Source organism: Micromonospora endolithica (genome assembly GCF_003626595.1).
Taxonomy (GTDB): domain Bacteria; phylum Actinomycetota; class Actinomycetes; order Mycobacteriales; family Micromonosporaceae; genus Micromonospora; species Micromonospora endolithica.
The window spans coordinates 133,851-157,691 of sequence record NZ_RBAK01000011.1 but is presented as its reverse complement, the minus strand read 5'-3'; the positions used below and the strand labels follow the sequence as shown (position 1 = coordinate 157,691).

General features: G+C 73.1%; 23 protein-coding genes. 15 read left to right on the top strand and 8 right to left on the bottom strand.

Translation table 11 applies throughout. From position 1 onward, the window contains the following. The first annotated feature begins 21 nt into the window (after positions 1 to 21). Positions 22 to 1,869, top strand: a complete 1,848-nt coding sequence (locus D7223_RS24565; RefSeq protein ID WP_158610928.1) for an HEXXH motif domain-containing protein — start codon at positions 22 to 24, stop codon at positions 1,867 to 1,869. Between the two features lie 58 nt (positions 1,870 to 1,927). Here D7223_RS24565 and fxsT read toward each other — a convergent pair whose 3' ends face one another. The 4 genes from fxsT to D7223_RS24545 form a co-directional block, all read right to left on the bottom strand. Continuing rightward, a complete protein-coding gene (gene fxsT / locus D7223_RS24560) occupies positions 1,928 to 6,037 on the bottom strand; it encodes an FxSxx-COOH system tetratricopeptide repeat protein (RefSeq protein WP_272948758.1) in 4,110 nt (1,369 codons plus the stop codon). Next, entirely contained in the window at positions 5,953 to 6,999 is a 1,047-nt protein-coding gene (locus tag D7223_RS24555) for a MoxR family ATPase (RefSeq protein WP_120730794.1), read from the bottom strand. The genes fxsT and D7223_RS24555 overlap by 85 nt, the downstream gene beginning before the upstream one ends. Next, positions 6,996 to 8,495: a VMAP-C domain-containing protein gene (locus D7223_RS24550; RefSeq protein ID WP_120730793.1), complete on the bottom strand. Its 1,500-nt coding sequence runs from the start codon at positions 8,493 to 8,495 to the stop codon at positions 6,996 to 6,998. Before D7223_RS24550 ends, D7223_RS24555 begins: the two co-directional genes overlap by 4 nt. Before the next feature lie 244 nt (positions 8,496 to 8,739). Beyond that, positions 8,740 to 9,054 carry a hypothetical protein gene (locus D7223_RS24545; protein WP_147442474.1) on the bottom strand — a complete coding sequence of 105 codons (315 nt, stop codon included), beginning with the start codon at positions 9,052 to 9,054 and terminating at the stop codon, positions 8,740 to 8,742. A 265-nt stretch (positions 9,055 to 9,319) separates the two neighbouring features. Between D7223_RS24545 and D7223_RS24540 the strand changes: the two genes are divergently transcribed. From D7223_RS24540 to D7223_RS24530, 3 genes are all read left to right on the top strand, one after another. Next, positions 9,320 to 10,462, top strand: a complete 1,143-nt coding sequence (locus tag D7223_RS24540) for an acyl-CoA dehydrogenase family protein (protein ID WP_120730791.1) — start codon at positions 9,320 to 9,322, stop codon at positions 10,460 to 10,462. A gap of 28 nt (positions 10,463 to 10,490) precedes the next feature. Next, positions 10,491 to 10,706, top strand: coding sequence for a DUF433 domain-containing protein (locus D7223_RS24535; protein ID WP_120730853.1), 216 nt, complete (start codon positions 10,491 to 10,493; stop codon positions 10,704 to 10,706). A 111-nt stretch (positions 10,707 to 10,817) separates the two neighbouring features. Further along, positions 10,818 to 11,324, top strand: coding sequence for an Lrp/AsnC family transcriptional regulator (locus D7223_RS24530; protein WP_120730790.1), 507 nt, complete (start codon positions 10,818 to 10,820; stop codon positions 11,322 to 11,324). On the opposite strand, the gene D7223_RS24525 is transcribed toward D7223_RS24530, so the two are convergent. Next, positions 11,254 to 11,865 carry a histidine phosphatase family protein gene (locus D7223_RS24525; protein WP_120730789.1) on the bottom strand — a complete coding sequence of 204 codons (612 nt, stop codon included), beginning with the start codon at positions 11,863 to 11,865 and terminating at the stop codon, positions 11,254 to 11,256. The two genes, D7223_RS24530 and D7223_RS24525, sit on opposite strands and share 71 nt — an antisense overlap. Before the next feature lie 157 nt (positions 11,866 to 12,022). Between D7223_RS24525 and D7223_RS24520 the strand changes: the two genes are divergently transcribed. The 4 genes from D7223_RS24520 (at position 12,023) to D7223_RS24505 (ending at position 13,399) form a co-directional block, all read left to right on the top strand. After that, positions 12,023 to 12,217 carry a CsbD family protein gene (locus tag D7223_RS24520; protein ID WP_120730852.1) on the top strand — a complete coding sequence of 65 codons (195 nt, stop codon included), beginning with the start codon at positions 12,023 to 12,025 and terminating at the stop codon, positions 12,215 to 12,217. Between the two features lie 94 nt (positions 12,218 to 12,311). Further along, the gene (locus tag D7223_RS24515; protein ID WP_120730788.1) at positions 12,312 to 12,638 is read left to right on the top strand and encodes a hypothetical protein; all 327 of its coding nucleotides are present in this window, start codon (positions 12,312 to 12,314) and stop codon (positions 12,636 to 12,638) included. Beyond that, positions 12,635 to 13,057, top strand: a complete 423-nt coding sequence (locus D7223_RS24510) for a MerR family transcriptional regulator (RefSeq protein WP_120730787.1) — start codon at positions 12,635 to 12,637, stop codon at positions 13,055 to 13,057. Before D7223_RS24515 ends, D7223_RS24510 begins: the two co-directional genes overlap by 4 nt. A 9-nt stretch (positions 13,058 to 13,066) precedes the next feature. Further along, the gene (locus tag D7223_RS24505) at positions 13,067 to 13,399 is read left to right on the top strand and encodes a YnfA family protein (RefSeq protein WP_120730786.1); all 333 of its coding nucleotides are present in this window, start codon (positions 13,067 to 13,069) and stop codon (positions 13,397 to 13,399) included. Positions 13,400 to 13,451: 52 nt separating this feature from the next. On the opposite strand, the gene D7223_RS24500 is transcribed toward D7223_RS24505, so the two are convergent. Next, entirely contained in the window at positions 13,452 to 14,858 is a 1,407-nt protein-coding gene (locus D7223_RS24500; RefSeq protein WP_120730785.1) for a KamA family radical SAM protein, read from the bottom strand. Positions 14,859 to 14,998: 140 nt separating this feature from the next. Between D7223_RS24500 and kdd the strand changes: the two genes are divergently transcribed. Genes kdd through D7223_RS24470 form a run of 6 tightly spaced genes read left to right on the top strand, consistent with a single transcriptional unit; the run spans position 14,999 to position 21,709 of the window. Beyond that, positions 14,999 to 16,060, top strand: a complete 1,062-nt coding sequence (gene kdd / locus D7223_RS24495) for an L-erythro-3,5-diaminohexanoate dehydrogenase (RefSeq protein ID WP_120730784.1) — start codon at positions 14,999 to 15,001, stop codon at positions 16,058 to 16,060. 5 nt (positions 16,061 to 16,065) lie between these two features. Then, positions 16,066 to 17,637: an amidohydrolase gene (locus D7223_RS24490; RefSeq protein ID WP_120730783.1), complete on the top strand. Its 1,572-nt coding sequence runs from the start codon at positions 16,066 to 16,068 to the stop codon at positions 17,635 to 17,637. Further along, on the top strand, positions 17,634 to 19,193 hold the full coding sequence (gene kamD / locus D7223_RS24485; RefSeq protein WP_120730782.1) for a lysine 5,6-aminomutase subunit alpha: 1,560 nt from the start codon (positions 17,634 to 17,636) through the stop codon (positions 19,191 to 19,193). The genes D7223_RS24490 and kamD overlap by 4 nt, the downstream gene beginning before the upstream one ends. Then, positions 19,190 to 19,942 (top strand): lysine 5,6-aminomutase subunit beta, encoded by a 753-nt coding sequence (gene kamE, locus D7223_RS24480; protein WP_120730781.1) that lies wholly within the window; start codon positions 19,190 to 19,192, stop codon positions 19,940 to 19,942. The genes kamD and kamE overlap by 4 nt, the downstream gene beginning before the upstream one ends. Continuing rightward, positions 19,939 to 20,328, top strand: a complete 390-nt coding sequence (gene kal / locus D7223_RS24475) for a 3-aminobutyryl-CoA ammonia lyase (RefSeq protein ID WP_120730780.1) — start codon at positions 19,939 to 19,941, stop codon at positions 20,326 to 20,328. Before kamE ends, kal begins: the two co-directional genes overlap by 4 nt. Positions 20,329 to 20,383: 55 nt before the next feature. After that, complete coding sequence (locus D7223_RS24470) at positions 20,384 to 21,709, top strand: glutamate mutase L (protein ID WP_120730779.1); 1,326 nt, start codon at positions 20,384 to 20,386, stop codon at positions 21,707 to 21,709. Between the two features lie 394 nt (positions 21,710 to 22,103). Here D7223_RS24470 and D7223_RS24465 read toward each other — a convergent pair whose 3' ends face one another. Further along, a complete protein-coding gene (locus tag D7223_RS24465; RefSeq protein ID WP_120730778.1) occupies positions 22,104 to 22,796 on the bottom strand; it encodes an alpha/beta fold hydrolase in 693 nt (230 codons plus the stop codon). After that, the gene (locus tag D7223_RS24460; RefSeq protein WP_120730777.1) at positions 22,793 to 23,059 is read right to left on the bottom strand and encodes a hypothetical protein; all 267 of its coding nucleotides are present in this window, start codon (positions 23,057 to 23,059) and stop codon (positions 22,793 to 22,795) included. Before D7223_RS24460 ends, D7223_RS24465 begins: the two co-directional genes overlap by 4 nt. A gap of 82 nt (positions 23,060 to 23,141) precedes the next feature. On the opposite strand from D7223_RS24460, the gene D7223_RS24455 reads away from it, so the two are divergent. Then, positions 23,142 to 23,813, top strand: coding sequence for a winged helix-turn-helix transcriptional regulator (locus D7223_RS24455; protein ID WP_186832219.1), 672 nt, complete (start codon positions 23,142 to 23,144; stop codon positions 23,811 to 23,813). The last annotated feature ends 28 nt before the right edge of the window (positions 23,814 to 23,841 follow it).

The window sequence follows — 23,841 nt, the reverse complement described above, 5'->3', positions numbered from 1 at the left end:
GCCGCCGTCCATGGAGGAATGATGACCGTTCACGAGTCGGTGACGGCACCCCCGGACCGGCCGGCCCGACACCGACTCGACCGCGGTCACTTCGCCGCGCTGGCGGCGGGTGACGGCGACCCCGACACGATCTCCGAGCTGCTGTCGGCCGAGCGCAGCTGGCGGCTGGTGCAGTTGCGGGCCGTGCTGGACGCCGTCGCCACCGATCCGGAGGCCGTCGGCCCGCTGCCGCCGGTCGCCGCCGCCTGGGAACTGCTGGTCGCCGCCCAGCGGCGGGCCGCCGACGAGGTCGACCGGCTGATCCTGCATCCGCAGGTCGGCACCTGGGCGGGTTACGTGCTGCGCCGGCTGCGCGGCGGGACCGTCACCGCCGACGGACCGCTCTGGGTCGACCTGGGCTACCTGCACGCCCTGGCGGTGGTGGCCGCCGTCCGCGCCGGCGTCGGGTTCACCATGCGCGTCCCGGTTCGCGACGGGTTCGTCGCGCTGCCGACCCTGGGGGGTGCGAGCCTGCCGTCGCCGACCCGCTGGGCCCACGCCGACGTGGTGGGCGCCGACGGCGCGGCGACGGTGCGGGTGGCCGACCGCGTCGTCCGGTTCGACTCCGGTGGCACCGGCACGGAGGGCTGGCTGGCCCTGCCGACCATCCGCGCGGAGGCGCACGGCGCCACCCTCGCGGTGACCCTCGACTTCCTCGATCCCTACCGCAACCTCCGTACGCCCACGCCACCGGACCTCGACACGGTGGCGCAGCTGGACCGGTGGCGGGCGCTGCTGACCGAGGCGTGGCAGTTGCTGATGAGGGTCTGCCCCGACCGGGCGGCGCCGATCGCCCGGGGGCTGACCTCGGTGGTGCCCCAGCGGGCCGCGGAACGCTACCGGACGATGAGTGCCTCCGCCGGCGACGCCTTCGGCAGCATGATCATGTCGGAGCCGGAGGACGCGCCCGAGCTGGCGGTGACGTTGGTCCACGAGTTCCAGCACATCAAGCTGGGCGGCCTGCTGCACCTGACCCCGTTGCTGTGGGGCGAGCCGGCGCAGCGCCTCTACGCGCCCTGGCGGGACGACCCGCGTCCGCTCGGCGGCCTGTTGCAGGGCGTCTACGCGTTCGTCGGGATCACCGACTTCTGGCGGTCGTACCGCCTGGTGGCGACGGGCCCGGCGGCCGCTCTGGCGCACTTCGAGTTCGCCCGTTGGCGGCGACAGGTCCGGGCGACCCTGCGGATGATGTGCGAGCTGCCCGAACTCAACGACGTCGGCCGGCGTCTGGTGGCCGGGCTGCTCGCCACCGCCGACGCCTGGCAGGACGAGGACGTGCCGGCGGACCTGCTCGCCGCCGCGCGGACGGCGGTGGCCGACCACCGGGCCCGGTGGCGGCTGCACCACCGGCGGCCGGACCGGTCCGTCGTCGTCGAGCTGGCGCGGGCGTGGCATGCCGGGCGACGGCCCGCGGTCGCCGCTGGAGAGCCGGTGGTCGTGACGGACGGGTCGGCGCGCCGGCTCGACACGCAGGCGGTGCTCCAGATGTGGCGGATCACCGACCCGGACGGCTTCGCGCAGCTGTGCAAGGACCCGTCGGCGGTCGGGGTGACGGTCTCCGGGGCCACCGCGGCGGACCTCGCCCTGGCCGCCGGTGACGTCGCCGGGGCCCATGCCGGCTACCTGGCCGAGCTGGCGGCGGGCGACGGGTCGCCGGGTGCGTGGGCGGGGCTGGGCCTGACCACGGCCGTGCTCGTGCCCGGCCGGGCCGCCGAGGCGCTGCGGGACCGGCCCGAGCTGGTCCGCGCGGTGCACCGGGAGGTGGCGGACCCGGCGGCCGACCCGCTGGCGGTGGCCGACTGGGTCGGCGCCCTGCCGGCGGTCGGCTGATCCGGGCGGTCCGCGCGGTCCGGGCGGGAGCCGAGGGCCGCGTCCGGACCGCCCGGCCTCACAGCGGCATCGGGTCCAGGTCGCAGTCGCCGCGCAGGGTCAGGTCGGTGCCGGCGATGGTGGCCGGGTGGGTCGGGCCGAGCGTCCGCTCGAACTTCGGCGTGATCTCCGCGTGCAGCCGGTACGCCTCCTCCTCGCGGCCCAGCGAGACCAGATCCTGGGCCAGGTTGCCCAGACTGATCAGCGTGGTCGGATGGTCCGGTCCGAACACCCGCCGGGCCCGCGCGGTGGTGTCGGAGTCCAACTCGTACGCGGCGGCGTACTCGCGCAGATGGAACAGGTCGTTGCCGAGGTTGATGGTGCCGGCCAGGGTCAGCGGGTGGTCCTTGCCCAGACGCCGGGTCAGGATCGCCAGCCCCCGCTCGTTGATCTTCCGGGCCCGGGCGACGTCCCCACGCAGGCGGTGCACGATCGCCGCGTTCAACTCGGCCGCCACCGTGTACGGGTGCTCCTCGTCGAAGAGCCGGCGGTACCGCTCGATGATGTCCTCGCTCAGCCGCTCGGCGGCGGCGAGGTCGCCGGTGGCGCGCAGGTCGACCGCCAGGCCGAACGCGGCCAGCAGGGTGTCCGGGTGCTGTTCGCCGTATCGGGCGGCGAAGCCGTCGCGTACCTCCTGGGACAGCACCCGGGCGGTCTCGTGGTCGCCGGCCTTGCGGACCGCCGAGGCCAGCCGGCGTCGGGCGGCCAGGGTCTGGGTCTGCGCCTCCCCCCACACCATCGGCAACCGATCGACGACGTTCTGCATCTCGGCCCGGGCCGACAGGTAGTCGCCCAGCTCCCGCCGGTCGATGATCAGGTTGAGCAGTGATTCGAGGGTCTGCGCGTGGTCCTCACCGAAGAGCAGCACCCGGTGCGCGTGGGTCGCCGCGTCCACCTCGTACGCCCGCCGGACGTCACCGGTCAGCCGGAGACTGACGGCGAGGTTGTGCGCCGCGTTGAGCGTGCTGGGGTCGTCCTCGCCCAGCGCGCGTACGTGCCGCCGGTAGAGGTCCTCGTCCAGTTCCAGGGCGCCGAAGAAGTCACCGGCGATCCGCAGGTCGGCCGCCACCGCGCCCTGGGCGCGCAGCAGTTCCTCGGTGTCCTCGGTGGTGACCCGTCGCCAGGAGTCGAGGATCCGGGTATTGAGTTCCGCCGCGTCCCGGGGCCGGCCGAGCTTGAACAGCATGAAACCCAGCCAGTGTCCGATCTGCAGGGTCATCGAGGCGTCCTCGCCGAGCGACGCCCGCCAGGTCTCGTACGCCTGCCGGCACAGTTGCAGCGACGCCTCCATGTCGCCCCACCAGTAGAGGAACCGCGCCTCGTTGTAGACCAGCTGCTGCACCCAGCCCGCGTCGGAGTCCACCGCCCCGGAGACCATCACGTGCGGGTACAGGTCGGCGTAGCTGGGCCAGTTGGCGGGGGTGTCGGGGTCGTTGCGGTCACCGGAGGCCAGCAACCGGTGGGCGCTGTCGCGTACCGCGATGCGCTCCGCGCCGGTCATCCGGTCGACGAGCACCGCCTGGATGAGCCGGTGCATCTGGATCGAGTTGGTCCGGTGGATCACCCGGGCCAGGGCGTACCGGTTGATGTCCCGGATCGCGCGGCCGAGCTTCATCGGGTCGCGCAGGGTCGGGTTGAGCTCGGCGTGGATGTCCGCGTGCTGCGCGCCGATGAAGAGCGTACGGGGGATCGGCTCGGGCGCCAGGAACGCGCAGACCTGCAACAGCCGGAACGCCGCCGGGTTGGAGACCACCAGCCGGTCCAGGGACACGTTCCAGGCCGCCGCCACGGGCAGCGGGTAGTCCAGCGGCGGCGCCTGTTCGAGCAGCTCGACCCGCTTCTCCTCGAACAGCCGCAGGTATTCCTCGGCCGGCATGCCGGTCTCGGCCCGCCACGCCGCCGCCTGTTCCAGCGCCAGCGGCAGGTCGCCCAGCTTGCCGGCGAGCCGGTCGGCCTGCTCGGCGGTGAGTTCCGGTCCCCGACGGCGCAGCAGCTCGATGCTCTCCTCGCGGGTGAACACGTCGACCTCGAGGGTGCGCGCGACGCTGTTCCACTGCGGATTCCGCGAAGTGATCATGATGTTGCCGGATCCGCCGGTGGGCAGGTACGGCAGCAGCGCCTCGGGGCTCTCCGCGTTGTCGAAGACCAGCAGCCAGCGCCGGTAGGGCCGGCCGAGACGCAGCGCCTCGTGCACCGCGGCGCGGGCGCTGCCGACGTCCGGCCCGGCGGCGGTCAGGTTCATCCGGCGGGCCAGCTCCACCAGGGACGCGTTGATCTGCGCCGGCCGTTCCGCGGGGATCCACCAGATCAGGTCGTACTCGCCCTGGTGCTGGTAGACGTATTCCACCGCGAGGTGGGACTTGCCGACTCCGCCCATGCCGTGCAGGGCGTGCGGCAGGACCGCGGTGGGGCCGCCCTGAACCTGCTGGTAGAGCTGCACGAGCAGGTCGGCGCGGCCGGTGAAGTTGGGGTTGCGCGGCGGGACGTTGCCCCAGACGGCGGGGGTGTGCGCCGGGGTGGCGGAGTCCGTGGGGGTGCTCGACGTCAATCCGGCTCCTTCAGTTGCAAGGCTACGGGGGGCGTCGGCCTCTTCGCCTACCGACATCATGACACTGCCGTGCCCCGCTCCGGGAGGGCTGAGCGTGCCGGATTCGTCGGGCGTGTCCGGCTCCAGCAGCTGGTCGAGGCGGCGGGCCCGGGCCAGGTAGCGACCCGACAGCGCGTGCAGAACGGACCGCTCGATGTGCAGCAGGCCGGTGGTGTCCGAGGTGCCCGGACCGACCGGCCGGTCGTCCGGTGCGTCGAGCACGGCGCTCCACTCCGCCAGCGCCGGCCGGGTGCCGCCGAGCCGGTCCGCCAGTGCCCGCCACACCCGGACGGTGTCGGCCCGCCGGCCGATGGCCAGCAGGTGCTCGCGTACGCCGGACACGAACTCGAACCGGGTCCGCGCGTCGGCCGGCCCCGGACGGACCAGGGGGCTGGTGAGCACCTCGGCGAGGTGCAGCGGGGCCGGGTCGGGGTGGAGGTCGTCGTGGACCACGTGGATGGCCGCCAGGTCGAGCGGGGCCGCCGCGAGCCGGGTCGCCAGGCGCAGCGCCTCCGGCGACGCCCAGGAGACGAACTCCCGGACCCGCCGGGAGGGGGACGGCTCGGACCGCGGCTCCGCCGCGCCCGGCCGGGCCCCGGCCTCGGCGTCGACCAGCAGGGCCGGCAGGTCGATCCACCGGGGGTGGCGACCGGCGACGAGTTCCACCCAGGCGGCGAGCCACCGGGGCCGCAGCTCCACCACCGGAACCGGCACCGTGTCCGCCGGAGGGTCGCCGGCGGCCGCCAACGCGTGGAGGGGGTCGTCGTGCCGCCAGTCGAGCCGTGCGTTGGCCGCGCCGGCCCGGGGCGCGCGCAGTCGCAGCCGCTGCGGGGCGATCCCGCCCCGGTGCCACATCTGCTGGGGCAGCAGGTGCACCAGGGCCACCGGCTGCCGCTGCGCCCAGGCGCGCAGGTGGGGTTGGACGGCTCCGCTGCTCCAGCCGGGGCCGGCACCGTCGGAGATGACCAGCACGATGCGGCGGCGGTGCACGACCGGCAGGCCGTGGGCGGCGGCGAGAGCCGGCCCACCCCGGGATCCGCGCAGCACGACGTCCTCCGTGCGGGTGGTCCCCGTCGCGAGGTGACAGACCCGGACGTCGTGGAAGGCCACGTGCCGGCGCAGCAGCGCGCCGAACGCGGCGACCTGGTCGGCCCAGACGCTCATCGTCAGGTGGTCGTCGACCACCACGACGGCGTCCCACCGGGCCCGGGGAACCGGCGCGAACACCGGCGGCAGCCCGGCGGCGGCCTGGGCGGCGCTGGCCTCCTCGTCGAAGGCGTACAGGTCACGGGCGGAGACCAGCCGGCGGAACGGGCGCAGCACCTCGGCCAACGACTCGTCGTCGTCCAGCCGGATGTCGCCCGGGTCCGCCGGATCGGGGACCCCGAACAGGGGCGTACGCGCCGGTCCGGATGACTCGCGCGGTGCCGGGCCGGCGACGGCCGATGGCGCGTCGGTCATCGCGGCTCTGCCGCCGGCACGCCCCGGAGCAGGGTCCGCAGCAGCTGGTCCCAGTCTTTCGGCAGGTCGTTGACCGGGCAGGTCCGCAGCAGGTGCACCGCGTCCAGCAACTGGTCCAGGGTGGGCGCGTCGGGTCGACCGCGCCTGGCCAGGAACGCCTCGACGACGGTCGTGCTCCCCGCGACGCCGTCGGGGAAGTGCGCGTCGATCACCCGCAGCACCGCCTCCCGGTCGGGTTCCTGGATCCGCAGCCGCAGGCAGTGCCGCAGGAAGGCGGGCGGAAAGACCCGGTCCTCGGCGCAGGTCATCACCACCAGGGGGAACGCGTGGCAGCGGACCCGTCCTTCGCGCACCGTGGCGGTACCCCCGGGGTCGGCGGTGTGGACCGTCACCTCGGGCGCGTGCCGGGCCGTCCGCAGCAGTTGCGGAATGTCGAACCCGCCGTCGTCGAAGACGGTCCGCAGCTGCTGGGGCAGGTCGATGTCGCTCTGGTCCAGCTCGTCGATGAGGAGCACCCGCGGCAGCCGGTAGGGCAGCAGGGCGGTACCCAGTGGTCCCAGGCTGACGTGGTCGCCGATGCCGGAGTCGCCGGCCGGGTCGGCGTCGTCCGTCCGGGCCGCCGCCCGCACCCGGCCCACCGGGTCGTAGTCGTACAGACCGGCCCGGACCGTGTCGTGGGTGGTCACCGGCCACCGCAGCACCCGGCCGAGCCGCAGCTCCCGGGCGATGCGGTAGGCCAGGCTGGACCGCCCGGACCCGGGGCGGCCGGTGACCAGCAGGGGGCGGCGCAGGCGCAGCGCGGCGTTGACCGCGTCGACCTCGTCCGGGTCGGCGTGGTCGGAGAGCACCGGCCGGCCCAGCCGCCGCTCCAGTTCGGCGTCGTCCGGTGCGGGATCGGGCTCGTCCGGGCCGCCTCCGAAGGCCCGCCAGTGCGGCGGGTCGGGCCAGCGCCGGTCCCGCTCGGTGGGATCGAGTATCCGGCCGGTGCCGTGGTAGATCCGCCGGTCGCCGTCGACGGGCGGGCCGGACGCCGGGCCGGTCACGCCTCGCCGCCCAGGGTGTCCACCGGCTGCCGCAGCTCGGGGGTGCGGTCCGGGTCGTCCCAGAGCACCACCAGGTGCCGGCCGGCGTGGTCGTCCAGGTGCGGGGGCGCCAACCGCAGCGCGTCCAGTCGGGAGTGTCGGGCGTGCACCGGCAGTCTCGCCACCTTGCCGTCGGCTGTCATCCCCTGGATCTCCTCCCAGAATCGATCGTCCGATGGTCGTTCCCGATGCCACACGACGGCCGGCAGGCCGGCCCGCAGGGCGGTCATCATCTCGCTCAGTCCCCAGTCGTTCACCGGTGTGGGCGGCTCGCTGAGCAGCAACGTCGTCCACCGGGGATCGGCGTTGAGGTCGGCCTCCAGCCGGGTGAGGTAGGCCTCCCCGTCGGGCTCGCTGCGGTAAACCCGACTGTGGGCCGGCTCGGCCTGCATCCGGTTCCACCGCAGCCGCCACGCCCGGTGCCACTCGGGCTGGCGGAGCCGGTCGAGGCTGCGTACGACGACCGGGTAGTCCATCGCCAGGACCTTCTGCGGCAGATAGGCGCTGGCCCGTTCCTTGCGCCACCAGGCGACGTCCTCGTTGAGCAGGGCCACCGGCAGGACGAGTTCGACGGCGACCTCGGCCCGCCGGTGGGACCACTCGACCTCCATCTGCCGGATGATCCCCTCGACGGTTTCCTCCAGCCCGGTGTAGGGCACGCCGGGGACCTGACCCCACAGGCGCGAGTGCCAGGTCTCCGCGCCGTGCCACTGCCGGTAGTGCGACACGGTGTATCCGGTGCTGCCCGGTTCCAGGTCGGGCTCCACCTGGATGACCAGGTAGACGAAGGGGGTGGCGGAGCCGCCGCCGGCGTTGACCTCCCGGCGACGCCGGTCGAGGTCGGGAGTCAGCCCGAGCCGGGTCGCCTCCCGCTGGTTGCGGGACCGGATCAGGCTGCCGACCTCCGCGTCCACCTCCGGCTCCAGCAGGGCGAGGAAGAGCATGTTCGGTGGCAGGCCGCGGGGCGGGGCGTTCTGCCCGGTGAGGTAGATGAACACGTCCCAGGCGCTCACGCACCAGTGCGGAGCCATGGCGAGCTGGTGGGAGCTGGCGCTCTGGTAGAGCCGGCCGAGGGAGCGCGGTCGGTTCGCCGACAGGGGTGCCCGCAACTCGGCCCAGTCGGTGCTGGTGAGCAGACCGATCGCGCCCAGCTCGCAGTGCAGCCGTTCCAGGCGGGTCAGCTGGGCCGCCGCCGGGTCGAAGAGGGCGAGCACCTGGAGGAGCGTGCCCAGTTGGCCGTCTCCGGAGAGGCAGGCTCCGACGATCTCCATGCTCTGCATGCGGGGGTTGTTGATGTCGTGGAGAGTGCTGCCGCCGGTCAACCGTTCGCGGAGCTTCTGCACCAGCAGCTGTCGACTGTCCGGCTGCTGCAACAGCGGCATCTCGGCGAGCATGGAGATCAGCTCCTCCTCGATACGGTGCCGTTCGCTCTGATCGTGGGGTGGGAGGTGGGTCATGGACCATCCGGTCTGTCACGCCGTCTGTCGTACGGGATCGTCCTTCCGGGGGTGTCGGTCCGGCGGGGGAGGGGCGGTCCGCCGGCCGCCGGTTCCGCGGGCACGGCGGCACGGGGGAGGTTCATGCTCGCAGTCGATGTCCCGGCCCCGCCCCGACTGTCCGCTGCCCGACACTTCACCCGCTCCATCGTTGCCTCCCGCCCCGTTCTCCGATGGTCCGCCCACCCGTGCGTCGACCGGCCGTTCAGTCCGGCAGGGTCGCCGCGGCGATGTCGATCAGCGTGCGGGTCAGCAGGGTGGCCAGGGTCAGCAGGGTGCACGCGCAGACGAATACCCGGACCACCGCCGCGTCGTCCAGCAACCCGGCCAGCACCAGCAGGGCGGTGGCCGTTCCGGCGACGCTGGTGGTGGCGACGAAACTCGAATACCAGCGCACCCGCTGCTTGGTCCAGAACCGCACCCCCTGCGGGTCCTCCCGCCGGGGCCGCCGGGACTGTCGCCGCAGCCGTTCCAGGAACCGTGACTCCCAGAGCAGGGCGAGCATCAGCACGGGGAGCACCTGCGCGCACGTCGTGTACAGGTCCGGATACACCAGCCGGAGCCCCTCTCATCGCCGGGGTTGAATGTCTGCCCATCTTCGCCCCTGCTGGCAAGCGCCGCTGTCCCGGTGCCGCGGCGGGGAGGACGGGGAGATCGCCGCCGCCGCTACGCCGGCACCCGAACGACCGTTAAGCTGTGGGGGTGGCGGCCGGCGGGTACCCGTCCGGCGGCCGACCACGGCGGGCCACCAGCTCACCTTCGTCCCCTACGGAGCTCATCGCGCCATGACTGTCGACCGGATCCTGCCCACCGACGAGGCCCACGACCTGCTCGACCTCGCCACCGAACTGGCCGACCGGGAACTCGCCGGCAAGGCCGCCGACTTCGAGCAGCGCGCGGAGTTCCCCCGCGAGGTGCTGCGTACGCTCGGTCGGGCCGGACTGCTCGGCCTGCCGTACCCCGAGGAACACGGTGGCGCGGCGCAGCCCTACGAGGTCTATCTCCAGGTGCTGGAGATCCTCGCCAGCCGCTGGCTCGCCGTGGCCGAGGCGGTCAGCGTGCACACCCTGTCGTGCTACCCGGTCGCCCAGTTCGGCACCGACGAGCAGCGCAAGCTGCTCCCGGACATGATCGGCGGGGAGCTGCTGGGGGCGTACTGCCTGTCCGAGCCGGAGGGTGGCTCGGACGCGGCGGCGCTGAGCACCCGGGCCGTCCGCGACGGCGCCGACTACCTGGTCTCGGGCACCAAGGCGTGGATCACCCACGCCCAGGTCGCCGACTTCTACAACATCTTCTGCCGCACCGGCGGGCCCGGCCCGAAGGGCATCTCCTGCCTGCTGGCCGACCGGGGCACGCCGGGCATCGAGCCGCAGGCCGCCGAGCGGACGATGGGCCTGCACGCCTCCCCGGTGGCGCAGATCGCCTTCGACGACGCCCGGGTGCCGGCCGACCGCCTGATCGGTGGCGAGGGCGCGGGCTTCACCATCGCCATGTCCGCCCTCGACTCGGGTCGGCTCGGCATCGCCGCCTGCGCGGTGGGGCTGGCCCAGGGCGCGCTGGACTACGCGGTGGGCTACGCGCGGGAACGGCAGCAGTTCGGCCGGGCGATCATCGACTTCCAGGGCCTCGGGTTCCTGCTCGCCGACAGCGCCACCCAGATCTCGGCGGCGCGGGCGTTGACGCTGGCCGCGGCGCGGCTGCGCGACGCCGGCCGGCCGTACTCCATCGAGGCGGCGAAGGCGAAGCTGTTCGCCACCGACGTGGCGATGCGGGTGACCACCGACGCGGTGCAGGTGCTCGGCGGGGCCGGCTACGTCGCCGACCACCCGGTGGAGCGTTACCTGCGGGAGGCGAAGGTGCTGCAGATCGTGGAGGGCACCAACCAGATCCAGCGGCTGGTGATCTCCCGCGCGCTGGCCAGGGAGTGATCGACGGGCGATCGCGTAGCCTGTGCCGGTGACGTTCCCACGGATCACCGTCGACCCCGAGGTGATGGGCGGCGCACCCTGCGTACGGCAGTCCCGGGTGCCGGTGACGATGATCCTGGCACTGCTGGCGGACGGGATGAGCACCACCGACATCCTGACCGACCTGCCGTTCCTGGACGAGGACGACATCGCCGAGGTGTTGCACTACGCCGCCGACGCGGTACGCGAGCGCGCGGCCCGCTGACGCCCCGACGGTTCGCCGGGGCGGCCTGACCGTCGGCCCGCGGCGGCGAAGCCGGACCGGGACCGTTCGCGGGTTGCCGGTGGTCGGTCCGGTTACGGTAGGTTGCACGCCGTGGAGGAGATCGACCGGGCCATCGTCGCCGCGCTGACCGCTGACGGTCGGTTGTCGTACACCGACCTGGCGGAGAAGGTGGGGCTGTCGGTCTCCGCGGTGCACCAGCGGGTGCGCCGGTTGGAGCAGCGCGGCGTGATCCGGGGGTACGCGGCCCGGGTGTCGTTCGAGGCGCTCGACCTGCCGTTGACCGCGTTCGTCGCGATCCGGCCGTTCGACCCGTCCCAGCCGGACGACGCGCCGGAGCGGTTGGCCCACCTTCCGGAGATCGATTCGTGCTACTCGGTGGCGGGGGAGGACTTCTACCTGCTGCTGGTGCGGGTGGCCGGCCCGTCGGACCTGGAGCGGGTGCTCCAGGAGATCCGTACGGCGGCGAACGTGACCACCCGGACGACGGTGGTGCTGTCCACCCCGTACGAGAGCCGCCCGCCGAGGATCAGTGCCGACCCGCCGGTGCGGTCGCGGGGTCGGGGCTCGGGGGAACCGGCTGGTTCCACCGCAGGATGACCGGCCGCCCGTGCTCATGACCGAGCAGGCTCACGGTGGCGGTCTCCAGCCGGAACAGCCCGCCGGCCGACGGTGGCAGGCCGATCCAGCGGGCCCCGAGCACGCGCAGGCTGTGCGCGTGGCCGACCAGGGCGACGGTGCCGCGTTCCCGCAGCGGATGCACGCGGGCGAGCAGGCGGTCGAGGCGTTCGCCGACCTCGCTGGGTGACTCGCCGCCGGGGCAGCCGTCGTTCCAGATGGTCCAGCCGGGGTTGTCCTCGCGGATGTCGGCGGTGGTGCGTCCCTCGTACTCGCCGTAGTTCCACTCGGCCAGGTCGTCGTCGGTGCGGGTGAGGGGGAGGCCGGCGAGCTGGGCGGTGCGCCGCGCCCGGAGGCGCGGGCTGGTCAGCACGGCGGCGAAGTGCCGGCCGGTGAGGAACCCGCCGAGCGCGCGGGCCTGCCGCTCGCCGTCGGGGGTCAGCTCCAGATCGGTGTACGAGGTGTGCCGGTGGCTGGCGCTCCAGGTGGTCTCGCCGTGCCGGATCAGCAGGATGTCCCCCATCTGTCCAGTCAACCATTCCCGGTGCCGTGCGGGGCGCGCTTCCGACCACCACACCTAGCTTCCTAGGATGCCTTACAGGGTGTGCCGCCGGTCGCATGAGCCGACCGGCACCGGGAACACCATCCACGGCCAGCAACCCGACCGAGGGGAGCGGAAGATGAGCTTCGCCGACAAGGCCAAGAACAAGGCCGAGCAGCTCACCGGCGCCGCCAAGGAGCGGATCGGTGACATGACCGACAACGAGCGGATGCGCGCCGAGGGCGCCACCGCCCAGAGCGACGCCCGGGCGAAGAATGCCGGGGAGCACGCGAAGGACGCCGGTCGCGACGTGCGGGACGCCTTCACGCGGTGACCGCGCCGAACGGGAAGGGCCGCCGGAGGACCGGCGGCCCTTCCCGCTGTCCGGGGTTGCATCCGGTACCGGGGTACCGGCTTACCGTCGGAGCATGAGCGGGAACCACGAGTGGGTGCCGGAGGCGTGCACCCTGCCCAGGGTGCGCCGGCCGGAGCGGCTGGTCGAGTTCGACGAGTTGCTCACCGCCGCCCTGCGGGCCCAGGAGCGGGTGGCGCCCGACCGGCTGCGGTGGGAACTGGACCCGACGGTCGAGGCGAAGGTGCGCGACCTGACCCGGCGGGAGAGCGACTGCTGCGCGTTCTTCATGTTCGCCGTCACGGTGGCACCGGAGTCGCTGGTGGTGGAGGTGGTGGTGCCGCCGGCGTACGTCGAGGTGCTGGACGCGCTGGCCGCCCGCGTGACGAGGCTCGCGGCGTGAGCGGGTTGCGTACTGGGCAGGTGGCGCAGGCGGCCGGGGTGAACCGGCAGACGTTGCGTTACTACGAGCGGCGGGGCCTGCTGGCCGCGCCGGCGCGCAGCCCCGGTGGGCACCGCCTCTACCCGGCGGAGACGGTGACGGTGCTGCGGGTCATCAAGGCCGCCCAGCGCCTGGGTTTCCGGCTGGACGAGGTGGCCGATCTGCTCGACGCCGGGCGTCGGGGACACCGGGAGGTGCCGTTGGCGGCGCGGGCGGCGGCGAAGTTGGCCGAGGTGGAGGGGCGGATGGCGGAGCTGGCGGTGGTGGCCGGGACGTTGCGGGCGGCGCTGTCGGCGGGGTGTGCGGATCTGGTCGACTGTGTCGGCAGCGCGGAGTGTCCGATCGAGTTCGCGGCACGGGAGGAAATCGGTGGTCGGTAGGGTCGCGGCGTGTCGGTCGTCCGTTCTTTGGTGTTGTTCCTGCTCGCCGCGTTGGCCGAGATCGGTGGTGCGTGGTTGGTCTGGCAGGGCTGGCGGGAGAGCCGCGGGTTGTGGTGGGTCGCGGCGGGGGTGATCGCGCTGGGCTGTTACGGGTTCGTGGCGACGTTCCAGCCGGATCCGAACTTCGGGCGGATCCTGGCCGCGTACGGGGGTGTGTTCGTGGCCGGGTCGTTGGCGTGGGGTGTGGTGGTGGACGGGTTCCGGCCGGACCGGTGGGACGTGGCGGGTGCGCTGATCTGCCTGGTGGGGGTCGCGGTGATCATGTACGCGCCGCGGGGCTGAGACGGTGTCACCCCCGCGCACCGGGTGGTGGCGGGGGTGACGGTGGGGTGGGTCAGTCGTCGCGGTGTTCGGCCCACCACTGCTGCCCGGTGGGGGGCAGGGTGTCGATCGGGTCGTAGTAGGCGTAGCGCTTGTTGAGGGTTTCCAGGTCGGCGGACTCGATGGAGGTGCGGTAGTTCTTCGTCCAGTACGAGATGCCGCGGTCGCGGTCGTAGTCGGTGAGCATGTGGACCCAGCGTTTGCCGACGAAGGGCACGTCGCAGACGATGCGCGGGGTGGCGTAGCCGGGCAGGTAGCCCATGATGTCGTGCTGCAGCTGCTGGGCGTGCCAGACCGGGACCCGCCAGTGTTCGGCGTTGGGGATCATGTCGCACATGTAGAAGTAGTACGGCAGGATTCCGGCTTCGCCCTGCAGGGCGAAGCAGAGGTCGAGCAGGTCGGGTGCGGTGGCGTTGACGCCGCGCATGAGGACGCCCTGGTTGCGGACGTCGCGGACGCCGACGTCGAGGGCGGTCTGGGCGGCGCGGGCGACCAGTGGGGTCAGCGACTGGGCGTGGTTGACGTGGGTGTGGATGGCGAGGTTGACGCCGCGGCGGGCGGCGGTGCGGGCGACGCGTTCGAGGCCTTCGACGACGTCGGGCTGGAGCCAGTGTTGGGGTAGGCCCATGAGGGCCTTGGTGGCGAGCCGGATGTCGCGGACGGTTTCGAGTTCGAGCAGCCGCATCAGGTAGGTCTCGAGGTTGCGCCAGGGGACGTTGGCGACGTCGCCGCCGGAGACGACGACGTCGCGGACGCCGGGGTGGGCCTTGAGGTAGCTGATGTGGGCGTCGTAGCGGTCGACGGGCTTGAGGGTGAGTTTGAGTTTGTCGACGGCGGGGGTGGAGTTGCCGACGAGGTCCATGCGGGTGCAGTGGCCGCAGTACTGCGGGCAGGTGGAGAGCAGTTCGGCGAGGACTTTGGTGGGGTAGCGGTGGGTGAGGCCTTCGGCGACCCACATGTCGTGTTCGTGGAGTGAGTCGCGGCTGGCGTAGGGGTGGGAGGGCCAGTCGGTGCGCCGGTCGGAGGCGACGGGGATCATGTAGCGCCGGATGGGGTCGGCGTGGAAGGCCTCGGTGGTCATCGGCGCGAACGGCACCATCGTGTTGATCATCTGCGGTGGCACGAGCATGGACATCGTGGCCAGGGCGGCCTGGTCGGCGGCGAGGTCGTCGTAGAAGGTGTCGTCGACGAGGTCGCCGAGGACGGCGCGGAGCTGCTTGATGTTCTTGACGCAGTTGACGCGTTGCCACTGGGCGCTTTCCCACTGGTCCCGGGTGACGTGGCGCCATCCGGGGAAGCGGGTCCAGTCGGGTTCGACCAGGGGTGCGCGGCGGTATTCGTAGGGCTGTCCGGTGGTGGGTACGGCGACGGGTGCGGGGCGGGCCGCGGGGATGGTCTCCGGCGGTCGGGTCTGGGTCACGGCCCCTCCTCGGTGCGGTGTTGTTGATCAGCGGCCCGAAGGCTACTGGAAATTATCCGGTGAAGAAATTAGTCTGCCGTAAGTTTTCCCGTGATGCGAGTCCTGGCCGGGGCTTCGAGCGGTTGACAGGGGAGGTCGGCGTGACGTCACCGGTGGGTCTGCACCGCGTCGTGGAACCGGCGGGGGTGCTGCCGCAGGCGGCCTGGCGGCTGGACGCGCGTCCGGAGATCGCGGCGAACGAGGTCCGGATCCGGGTGGAGCGGTTGAATCTGGACGCGGCGAGTTTCCGGCAGTTGTGGGAGAAGCACGGCGGTGACGGGGACGCGGTGCGCGCGGAGGTCCTGGAGATCGTGTCCGCCCGGGGCAAGATGCAGAATCCGGTGACCGGGTCCGGTGGGATGTTGATCGGCACGGTGGAGGAGGCCGGGCGGCGGTCGCCGCTCGGGGTGAAGGCGGGGGAGCGGGTGGCGACGCTGGTGTCGCTGACGTTGACGCCGCTGACGATCCTGGACGGCCTGGCCCGGTGGGACGGCCGCAGCGAGCAGGTGCCGTGTGACGGGTACGCGATTCTGTTCGCCCGGTCGATCGCGGCGGTGCTGCCGGCCGATCTGCACCCGGAGTTGTCCCTGGCGGTGCTGGACGTGTGTGGGGCGCCGGCGCTGACCACGCGGGTGGTGGCCGATCACGTGGCGCGGCGACGGCGCGAGGGTGATCCGACGCCGGTGCGGGTGGCGGTGATCGGTGGTGCGGGTAAGAGCGGGTCGTTGTCGTTGGCCGCGGCGCGGCGGGCGGGTGCCGGTCGTACGGTCGGGGTGGTTCCGGTGGTGGCGGAGCGTGCGGCGCTGGAGCGGGTCGGGCTGGCCGATGTGGTGGCGTTGGCCGATGCGCGGGATCCGGTGGCGTTGTCGACGGCGGTGACGTCGGCGTTGGGTGCGCCGGCGGACGTGACGGTGGTGTGTGTGGATGTGCCGGGCTGCGAGCACGGGGCGGTGCTGGCCACCGCCGACGGCGGCACGGTGATCTTCTTCTCGATGGCGACGAGTTTCGCGGCGGCGGCGTTGGGTGCCGAGGGTCTGGCGGCGGACGTGACGATGCTGGTGGGCAACGGGTATGTGCCGGGGCATGCGGAGTTGGCGTTGGGGTTGTTGCGGTCCGAGCCGGGGGTGCGTCGCCTCTTCGAGGCCCGGCTGGCGGCAGACTGATTGCCATGATGAACCCCTCGACGTTGTACCGCGGCGGAGTGCTGCACTGCCCGGCGGATCCGCGCGCGACGGCGCTGCTGGTGCGTGACGGTCGGATCGCCTGGTTGGGTGCGGATGCGGACGCGCCGGTGGCCGATCAGGTGGTGGAGCTGGACGGCGCGTTGGTGACGCCGGCGTTCGTGGACGCGCACGTGCACGCCACGGACACCGGGCTGGTGTTGTCGGGCCTGGACCTGTCGGGGGTGCGGTCGGCCGGTGAGCTGGTGGACGCGGTGGCGGCGTTCGCGGCGGGGTTGCCGGGTGACGCGGTGGTGCTGGGGCACGGGTGGGACGAGTCGTCGTGGGCGGATCGGCGGTTGCCGGACGCGGTCGGGTTGGACCGGGCGGCCGGTGGGCGGCGGGTGTACCTGTCGCAGGCGTCGATCCATTCGGCGTTGGTGTCGTCGGCGTTGCTGGCGGCGTGTCCGGAGGCGGCGGCCGCGCCGGGGTACGACGTGTCGGGTTGGTTGCGGCGGGACGCGCACCACGTGGTGCGGGCGGCGGCGCAGGGGTCGGTGAGCCGGGCGCAGCGGACGGCGGCGCAGCGGGTGGCGCTGCGGCACGCGGCGTCGTTGGGGATCGCGGCGGTGCACGAGTGCGGCGGTCCGGAGATCTCCGACGAGGAGGACTTCACCGGCTTGTTGGCGGTCTCCGGGGCTCAGGTGCCGGAGGTGTACGGGTACTGGGGTGAGTTGTCCGGCGCGGCGCGGGCCCGGGAGTTGGGTGCGGTGGGCGCGGGTGGGGATCTGTTCGCCGACGGGGCGTTGGGTTCGCGGACGGCGCATGTGTCGTCGGCGTACCTGGATTCCGGCGGGGGGTCGTGCGGGCACGGTTACCTGAGCGTGGAGCAGGTGCGTGATCACCTGGTGGACTGTGCGGCGCACGGGATGCAGGGCGGGTTCCACGCGATCGGTGACGCGGCGATCGGCACGGTGCTGGAGGGTTTCGCGGCGGCGGCGGTGGAGGTGGGCACGGACCGGTTGCGGGCGGCCCGGCACCGGGTGGAGCACGCGGAGATCATGAGTAAGCGGTTGATCGCCGGGTTCGTGGAGTACGGGATCGTGGCGTCGATGCAGCCGGCGTTCGACCGGTTGTGGGGTGGCGCGGGTCGGATGTACGAGTCGCGGTTGGGTCTGGACCGGTCGTTGGAGTCCAACCCGATGGGTGCGATGCACTCGGTGGGGGTGGCGTTGGCGTTCGGGTCGGATTCGCCGGTGACGCCGCTGGATCCGTGGGGGTCGGTGCGGGCGGCGGCGGCGCACCACAACCCGAAGCAGCGGATGAGTGTGCGGGCGGCGTTCGCGGCGCACACCCGGGGCGGGTGGCGGGCGGTGCACCTGGACAACGAGGGTGTGTTGGCGTTGGGGGCGCCGGCGACGTTCGCGGTGTGGGACACCCCGGCGGGGGTGGACCGGGGGTTGCCGGTGCTGCTGGCGGAGGACCCGGAGGCGCGGGGTCCGCAGGATCCGACGCCGTTGCCGGTGTGCCGGCGCACGGTGCTGCGTGGTGAGGTCATCTATCAGGAAGGTGCTGCGTGAGCGGGAAGCTTGACCTGGATCCGGTGCTGGTGGCGCGGGCGCGGGAGTTGGCCCGGCGCGCCGGCGCGCCGGTGGTGGAGCTGGCGCGCAGCCACACCACGGTGTCGGTGGAGCGTGCGGTGTTGCGGCTGGCCGGGGTGTCCGGTGCCGACCCGGACGGCATTCCGTGGGTGAACCGGCTCGTGGACGCGGTGGTCGCCGACGTTGGCCTGGGGCACGGGGTGGCGGCGCCGGTGTTCGACGCGATGGCCCGGGAGGGCGTGGCGGACGTGACGTTGCTGGCGCAGAAGGCCGCCGCCGGGTCGGTGCGCTTCGAGGTGCCGGTCGGGAAGGCGGGCACCGCTGCCCGCCGGGCCGCGCGGAGGGCGGTCGCCGCGGGCGTCCGGCTGGTGGACCGGCGGCGGGCCGAGCGGGAGCGGCTGGTGAGGCGGTACGGGGATCCGCCGTCGCGGCCGTGGATCTATCTGATCGTGGCGACCGGGGACATCTACGAGGACATCCCGCAGGCGCAGGCGGCGGCGCGGGCCGGTGCGGACGTGATCGCGGTGATCCGGTCGACGGGGCAGTCGTTGCTGGACTACGTGCCGGAGGGGGCGACCCGGGAGGGTTTCGCGGGGACGTACGCGACGCAGGAGAACTTCCGGTTGATGCGGGCGGCGTTGGACCAGACGTCGCGGGAGTTGGGTCGGTACGTGCGGCTGACGAACTACGCGTCGGGGTTGTGCATGCCGGAGATGGCGACGCTGGCCGGTCTGGAGCGGCTGGACATGATGCTCAACGACTCGATGTACGGGATTCTGTTCCGCGACATCAACCCGGTCCGTACGTTCGTGGACCAGCGGTTCTCCCGGCAGGTGCACGCCCGGGCGGGGATCATCATCAACACCGGTGAGGACAACTACCTGACCACCGCGGACGCGGTGGACGAGGCGCACACGGTGACGGTGTCGCAGTTGCTCAACGAGTTCTTCGCCCATGAGGCGGGGCTGGCGGACTGGCAGTTGGGGTTGGGGCACGCGTTCGAGATCAACCCGGAGGTGCCGGAGTCGTTCCGGCTGGAGTTGGCGCACGCGTTGCTGGCGCGGGAGTTGTTCCCGGACGCGCCGTTGAAGTGGATGCCGCCGACGAAGCACATGACCGGTGACGTGTTCCGGGGCAATCTGCTCGACGGGTTCTTCAACCTGGTGGGCACGATGACCGGGCAGGGGATTCTGCTGGTGGGGATGATGACCGAGGCGGTGGTGACGCCGTGGCTGTCGGACCGGGACATCGCCCTGCAGAACGTGCGGTACGTGTTGGGCGCGGCCGGTGGGTTGCACGAGGACTTCGTGCCGGCGCCGGGTGGGTTCATCCAGCAGCGCGCCAACCGGGTTCTCGGTGAGGCGGTGGACCTGTTGGAGCGGATCGGGGAGCAGTCGTTGCTGACCGCGATCGCCGAGGGCACCTTCGGGATCATGAAGCGGCCCGCGGACCGGGGCAAGGGCCTGGCCGGGGTGGCGCGGCACGAGAGCGGTTACTACAACCCGGCCACTGACATCCTGGAGCGGGCCTCGTGAGTGACACGACGATCGTCCGGCCGTACGGGGACACCACGGGTGACGGCATGGTGCAGGTGTCGTTCACCCTGCCGGTGCCGCACGACAAGCGGGCCGAGGGCGCGGCGGTGCAGTTGGCCGCGAAGATGGGCATCGACCCGGCGATGCTGGTGCACGCCAAGCCGGTCGGCGACGGGTTCACGTTCTTCGTGGTGTACGGGCGGGTGAACCATCTGGTGGACCTGTCCGCGGTGCGGGTGGTGGAGCGTGACTATCCGCTGCTGAGCGCGAAGGAGGTCAACGCGGTGGTGAAGCGGCGGCTGCGCCGCAAGTTGTCGGTGGTGGGGGCGTGTATCGGCACCGACGCGCACACCGTGGGCATCGACGCGATCCTCAACGTCAAGGGCATCGCGGGGGAGAAGGGCCTGGAGTACTACCGGGAGTTGACGGTGACGAACCTGGGCGCGCAGGTGAGTGTGCCGGAGTTGGTGGAGGCGGCGCGGGCGCAACGGGCCGACGCGGTGCTGGTGTCGCAGGTGGTGACGCAGCGCGACGCGCACCTGCACAACACCCGGGAGATGACCGCGGCGTTCCGGGAGGCGATGCCGGCGCAGAAGCGTCCGCTGCTGATCGTCGGCGGGCCGAGGTTCGACGAGCACATGGCCGGTGAGCTGGGTGTGGACCGGATCTTCGGGCGGGGCACCACTCCCGGTGAGGTGGCGTCGTACCTGGTGCACGCGTTGGTCACGAACAGGAGGGTGCCAGCATGAGCGAGCGGCTGGGGTTGACGGTGACGCACCGGCGGTACGTGCCGTACTCCCATGCGCACTACGCGGGGAACCTGGTCGACGGGGCGTACGCGTTGGGGTTGTTCGGTGACGTGGCCACCGAGGTGTGCATCCGCACTGACGGTGACGAGGGGTTGTTCGCGTCCTACTCCGACGTGCAGTTCCGGGCGCCGATGAAGGCCGGTGACGTGCTGGAGGTGACCGCGACGGTGACCCGGGTGGGCACCCGCAGCCGCACCATCGACTTCGCCGCGCGGGTGGTGTGCCGGGGGCGCCCCGACAAGGGGGAGTCCGCCGCCGAGGTCCTCGACGAGCCGCTGGTGGCGGTCACCGCGACCGGCACCGTGGTCGTACCGCCGGCACCGTGAGCGCGAGGAGTGAGCCGGGTCTGCGAGCCCCGCAGCCGCGAGGAACGGCGGCACCGTGAACGTCGCCGTCTGCGCCGATGTCGGTTCGACGTACACCAAGGTCGCGGTGGTCGACCTGGACGGCGGCGGCCTGTTCGGCGCGGCGTCGGCGCGCACGACGGTGGACAGTGACGTGCTGCACGGCCTGGACGCGGCGGTCGCGGCGGCCACCGCGGGGCTGCGGGTGGGTGACGCGCCGTGGTACGTGTGTTCGTCGGCCGGCGGGGGGCTGCGCCTGGCGGTGATCGGGTACGAGCCGCTGGTGACCGCGCAGGCCGGGCGGCGGGTCGGCCTGTCGGCGGGCGCGAACGTGGTGCACGTGGCGGCCGGTCGGTTGGGCGGGGGAGATGTGTCGGCGTTGCGGGCGGCCCGGCCCGATGTGGTGTTGCTGGCCGGTGGCACCGACGGCGGTGACGCGGAGACGTTGACGCACAACGCGACCCGGTTGGCGCGGGCCCGGTGGCGGGTGCCGGTGGTGCTGGCCGGCAACGGCGAGGTCCGCGACGACCTGCACGCGGTGCTGGCCGCCGCCGGGGTGCCGGTGACGGTGGCGGACAACGTGTTGCCGCGCATCGGGGTGCTCGCGCCGGAGTCGGCGCGGGCGGCGATCCGCGCGGTGTTCCTGCGGCACGTCATCGGCGGTAAGCGGCTGTCCCGGGGTGGCCGGTTCGCGCGGCTGGTGCGCGCGGCGACGCCGGACGCGGTGCTCACCGGGGTGGAGGTCCTGGCCGACACCCTGGGCGGGGACCTGGCCGTGGTGGACGTGGGTGGGGCGACCACCGACGTGTACTCGGTGCTCACGCCGGACGAGCGGGCCGGCGGGCCGGGTCGGGAGGTCGCCGGGACCCTGTGGCGGGCGCGGACGGTGGAGGGTGACCTGGGGGTGCGGTGGAGCGCCCCGGGGGTGGTGCGCGCCGCCGTGCAGGAGCGGCTGCTGTCCGCCGCCGACGCGGGTGTGCTGGCCGTCGCCGCGGACGCCCGGGCCGCCGACCCGGGGTTCCTGCCGGTCGAGGAGGCGCAGCGGGCGGTGGACGCCCGGCTGGCGGCGTTGGCGGCGACGGTGGCGCTGCGCCGGCACGCCCGGGGCGCGGGCACCGGGGAACGCGCCGGCCGGGACCTGCGGGACGTGCGGCTGCTGGTCGGGTCCGGCGGGGTGCTGCGGCACGCCTCCGCGGGGACCGCGGCGGGTGTGCTCGCCGGGGTGCTGGCCGACCACGCCGGGGGGTGGCCGTTGCCCCGGGCCGCCCGCCGGGTCGTCGACGTCGACTACGTCCTGGCCGCCGGGGGGTTGCTCGCCGGGGAGCATCCCGAGGCGGCCCGGGCGCTGCTGGGCGCCTTGTGAGCCAGGCGCGCCGGCGCGACACGCCGGTGTGACCGGCGCGACTCGTCGGGGGTGGGTTGACAGCGGCGGGGGTGCAGCACGTACCGTCTTTGAGTCCTACTACGGGAAGCGGCTGTTGTTCGCTTCGTCCCTTCGTCCGCTGGCCGAGCGACACCGAGCAGTGCGTCGCGGCGGCCAGGTCCAGCGGGCGGGGGTCGGCGGGGCGGCGCGAACCGGTCGCGGTTACCGGTGTACGGGCAGGGTGAGGTGCACGGCCAGTAGACAACGGCCAGGCGGGGACAGCCAGTCTTTCGTCGGGTCGGTCCGAAGGTCGGCGTGCCGCATTCTCGCCCCACCGGCCGGGGAGGGCCTGGGAGCATCGGGGCGCGGCGCGAGCCGCGCCCCGATTTCTTTCTTAGCGGCCCCGTCGGTCCTGGTAGGACTCGATCTGGTCGGCCAGCAGCCGGGGCTGGCTCAGCGCGATCAGGTGCCCGCCGGGCAGGATGTCGACGTCGACGTCGAGGCGTTCGCGGGCCAGCCGGCGTTGGAACTGCGCCGGGAAGAACCGGTCGTCGCGGCCGGTGACGACCCGGGTGGGTACGTCCGGCCAGCGGCGCAGCGGGTTCGGTGTGGTGAACACGGCCGCCGACTCCGGTTGCGCCTCACCGGCCAGGGCGCGGGCGGTGACGTCGGGAGCGACGTCGTGGAAGAAGTCGACCATCAGGTCGACGTCGGGATGCGGGTCGCGGCCCTGCGCTTGCGCGTACGCGGCGCGGGCGGCGGCGTGGCCGGTGGCCTCCCACCACTGGCCGGCGGTCTCGCCAGGCGCGGGGATCATCGGGTTGACCAGCACCACCTGCGACACCCGGGGGTCGTCGGCGACCAGGGGTGCGGTGAACGCGCCGAGGGACTGGGCGACCAGGGTCACGCCGTGGCGGTCGCCGACGGCGGAGCGGACCACCTCGGCGTACTCGGGCAGGGCGGCGGTGTCGTCGGCGGCCGGCAGGTCCACCGCGTCGGCGTCGTGGCCGCGTCGGCGCAGTTCGGCGACGAGCAGGTCCCAGTAGGCGCCGCTGCCACCGGCGCCGGGGATCAGCACGTAGGTCATGCCTGCCCCCGGCGGGCGAAGTCGTCGGCGGTGCCGCCGCCGGGCAAGCGGGTGGTGAAGTCGAGCACCCCCACCCAGGTGGGGCGCAGGCCGGTGCGGGCCATCCGCAGACCCGGCACGTCGGTCTCGGCGCGTACGGCGGCCTCCTGTGCCTCGCCGCCGTAGCGGCGGTGGGCGGCCAGGTGTTGCAGCTGATGCGCCACCGGATGGTCGAGCAGTCGTAGATCGCCCTGCGGCAGGGCGCTGGCCACGGTCACGGTCACGGTGATCCCCCTCCAGCACTAATCACTCCTACTCTAGGAGCAGACTCTACGGCGGGGCAAGCACCGTGGTTATCCTGGACCGATGCGTTCCTACGACGACTTCTGCGGCGTGGCCCGGGCGCTGACCGTGGTCGGCGAGCGGTGGGCGCTGCTGGTCGTCCGTGAACTGCTGCTCGGCCCGAAACGGTTCGCCGATCTCACCCGGGGACTGCCCGCGATCAGCCAGAACGTGCTGTCGCAGCGATTGCGGGAGCTGGAGCACGCCGGGCTGGTCACCCGGCGTGTCCTCGGTCCCCCGGCCAGCGCCCGGGTGTACGAGCTGACCGCGCGGGGCCGGGAGTTGGAGGAGACCCTGCTGGCGCTGGGACGGTGGGGTAGCCGGCAACCGCTGCCGCCCACCGGGCAGCTCAGCGTGGACGCCCTGATGCTCGCCCTGCGCACCACGTACGATCCCGGCCCTGACGGCGGCCCGACATCGCCGGTCGCCGTCCGGGTCGGCGCCGACCGGTTCGTCGCCGTGGCCGACCCGGGCGGCGGCCTGACCGTCACCCGCGGCGAAACGGACCGGTGCGTCGCCACTGTGGCCACCGACGACGTCGGCAGCCTGCTGGAGGTCGTGTACGGCTACCGGCGCCTGGACGACGCCGAACGCGACGGACTGCTGCGGATGCGCGGCGACCGGCGCAGCGCCCTGCGATTCCTGGGCTGCTTCCCCCGCCCGGTCACCACCGGCGACCCGCCGCCGGCCGGGTAGCCTTCACCCCCGTGACGACCGTGGACAG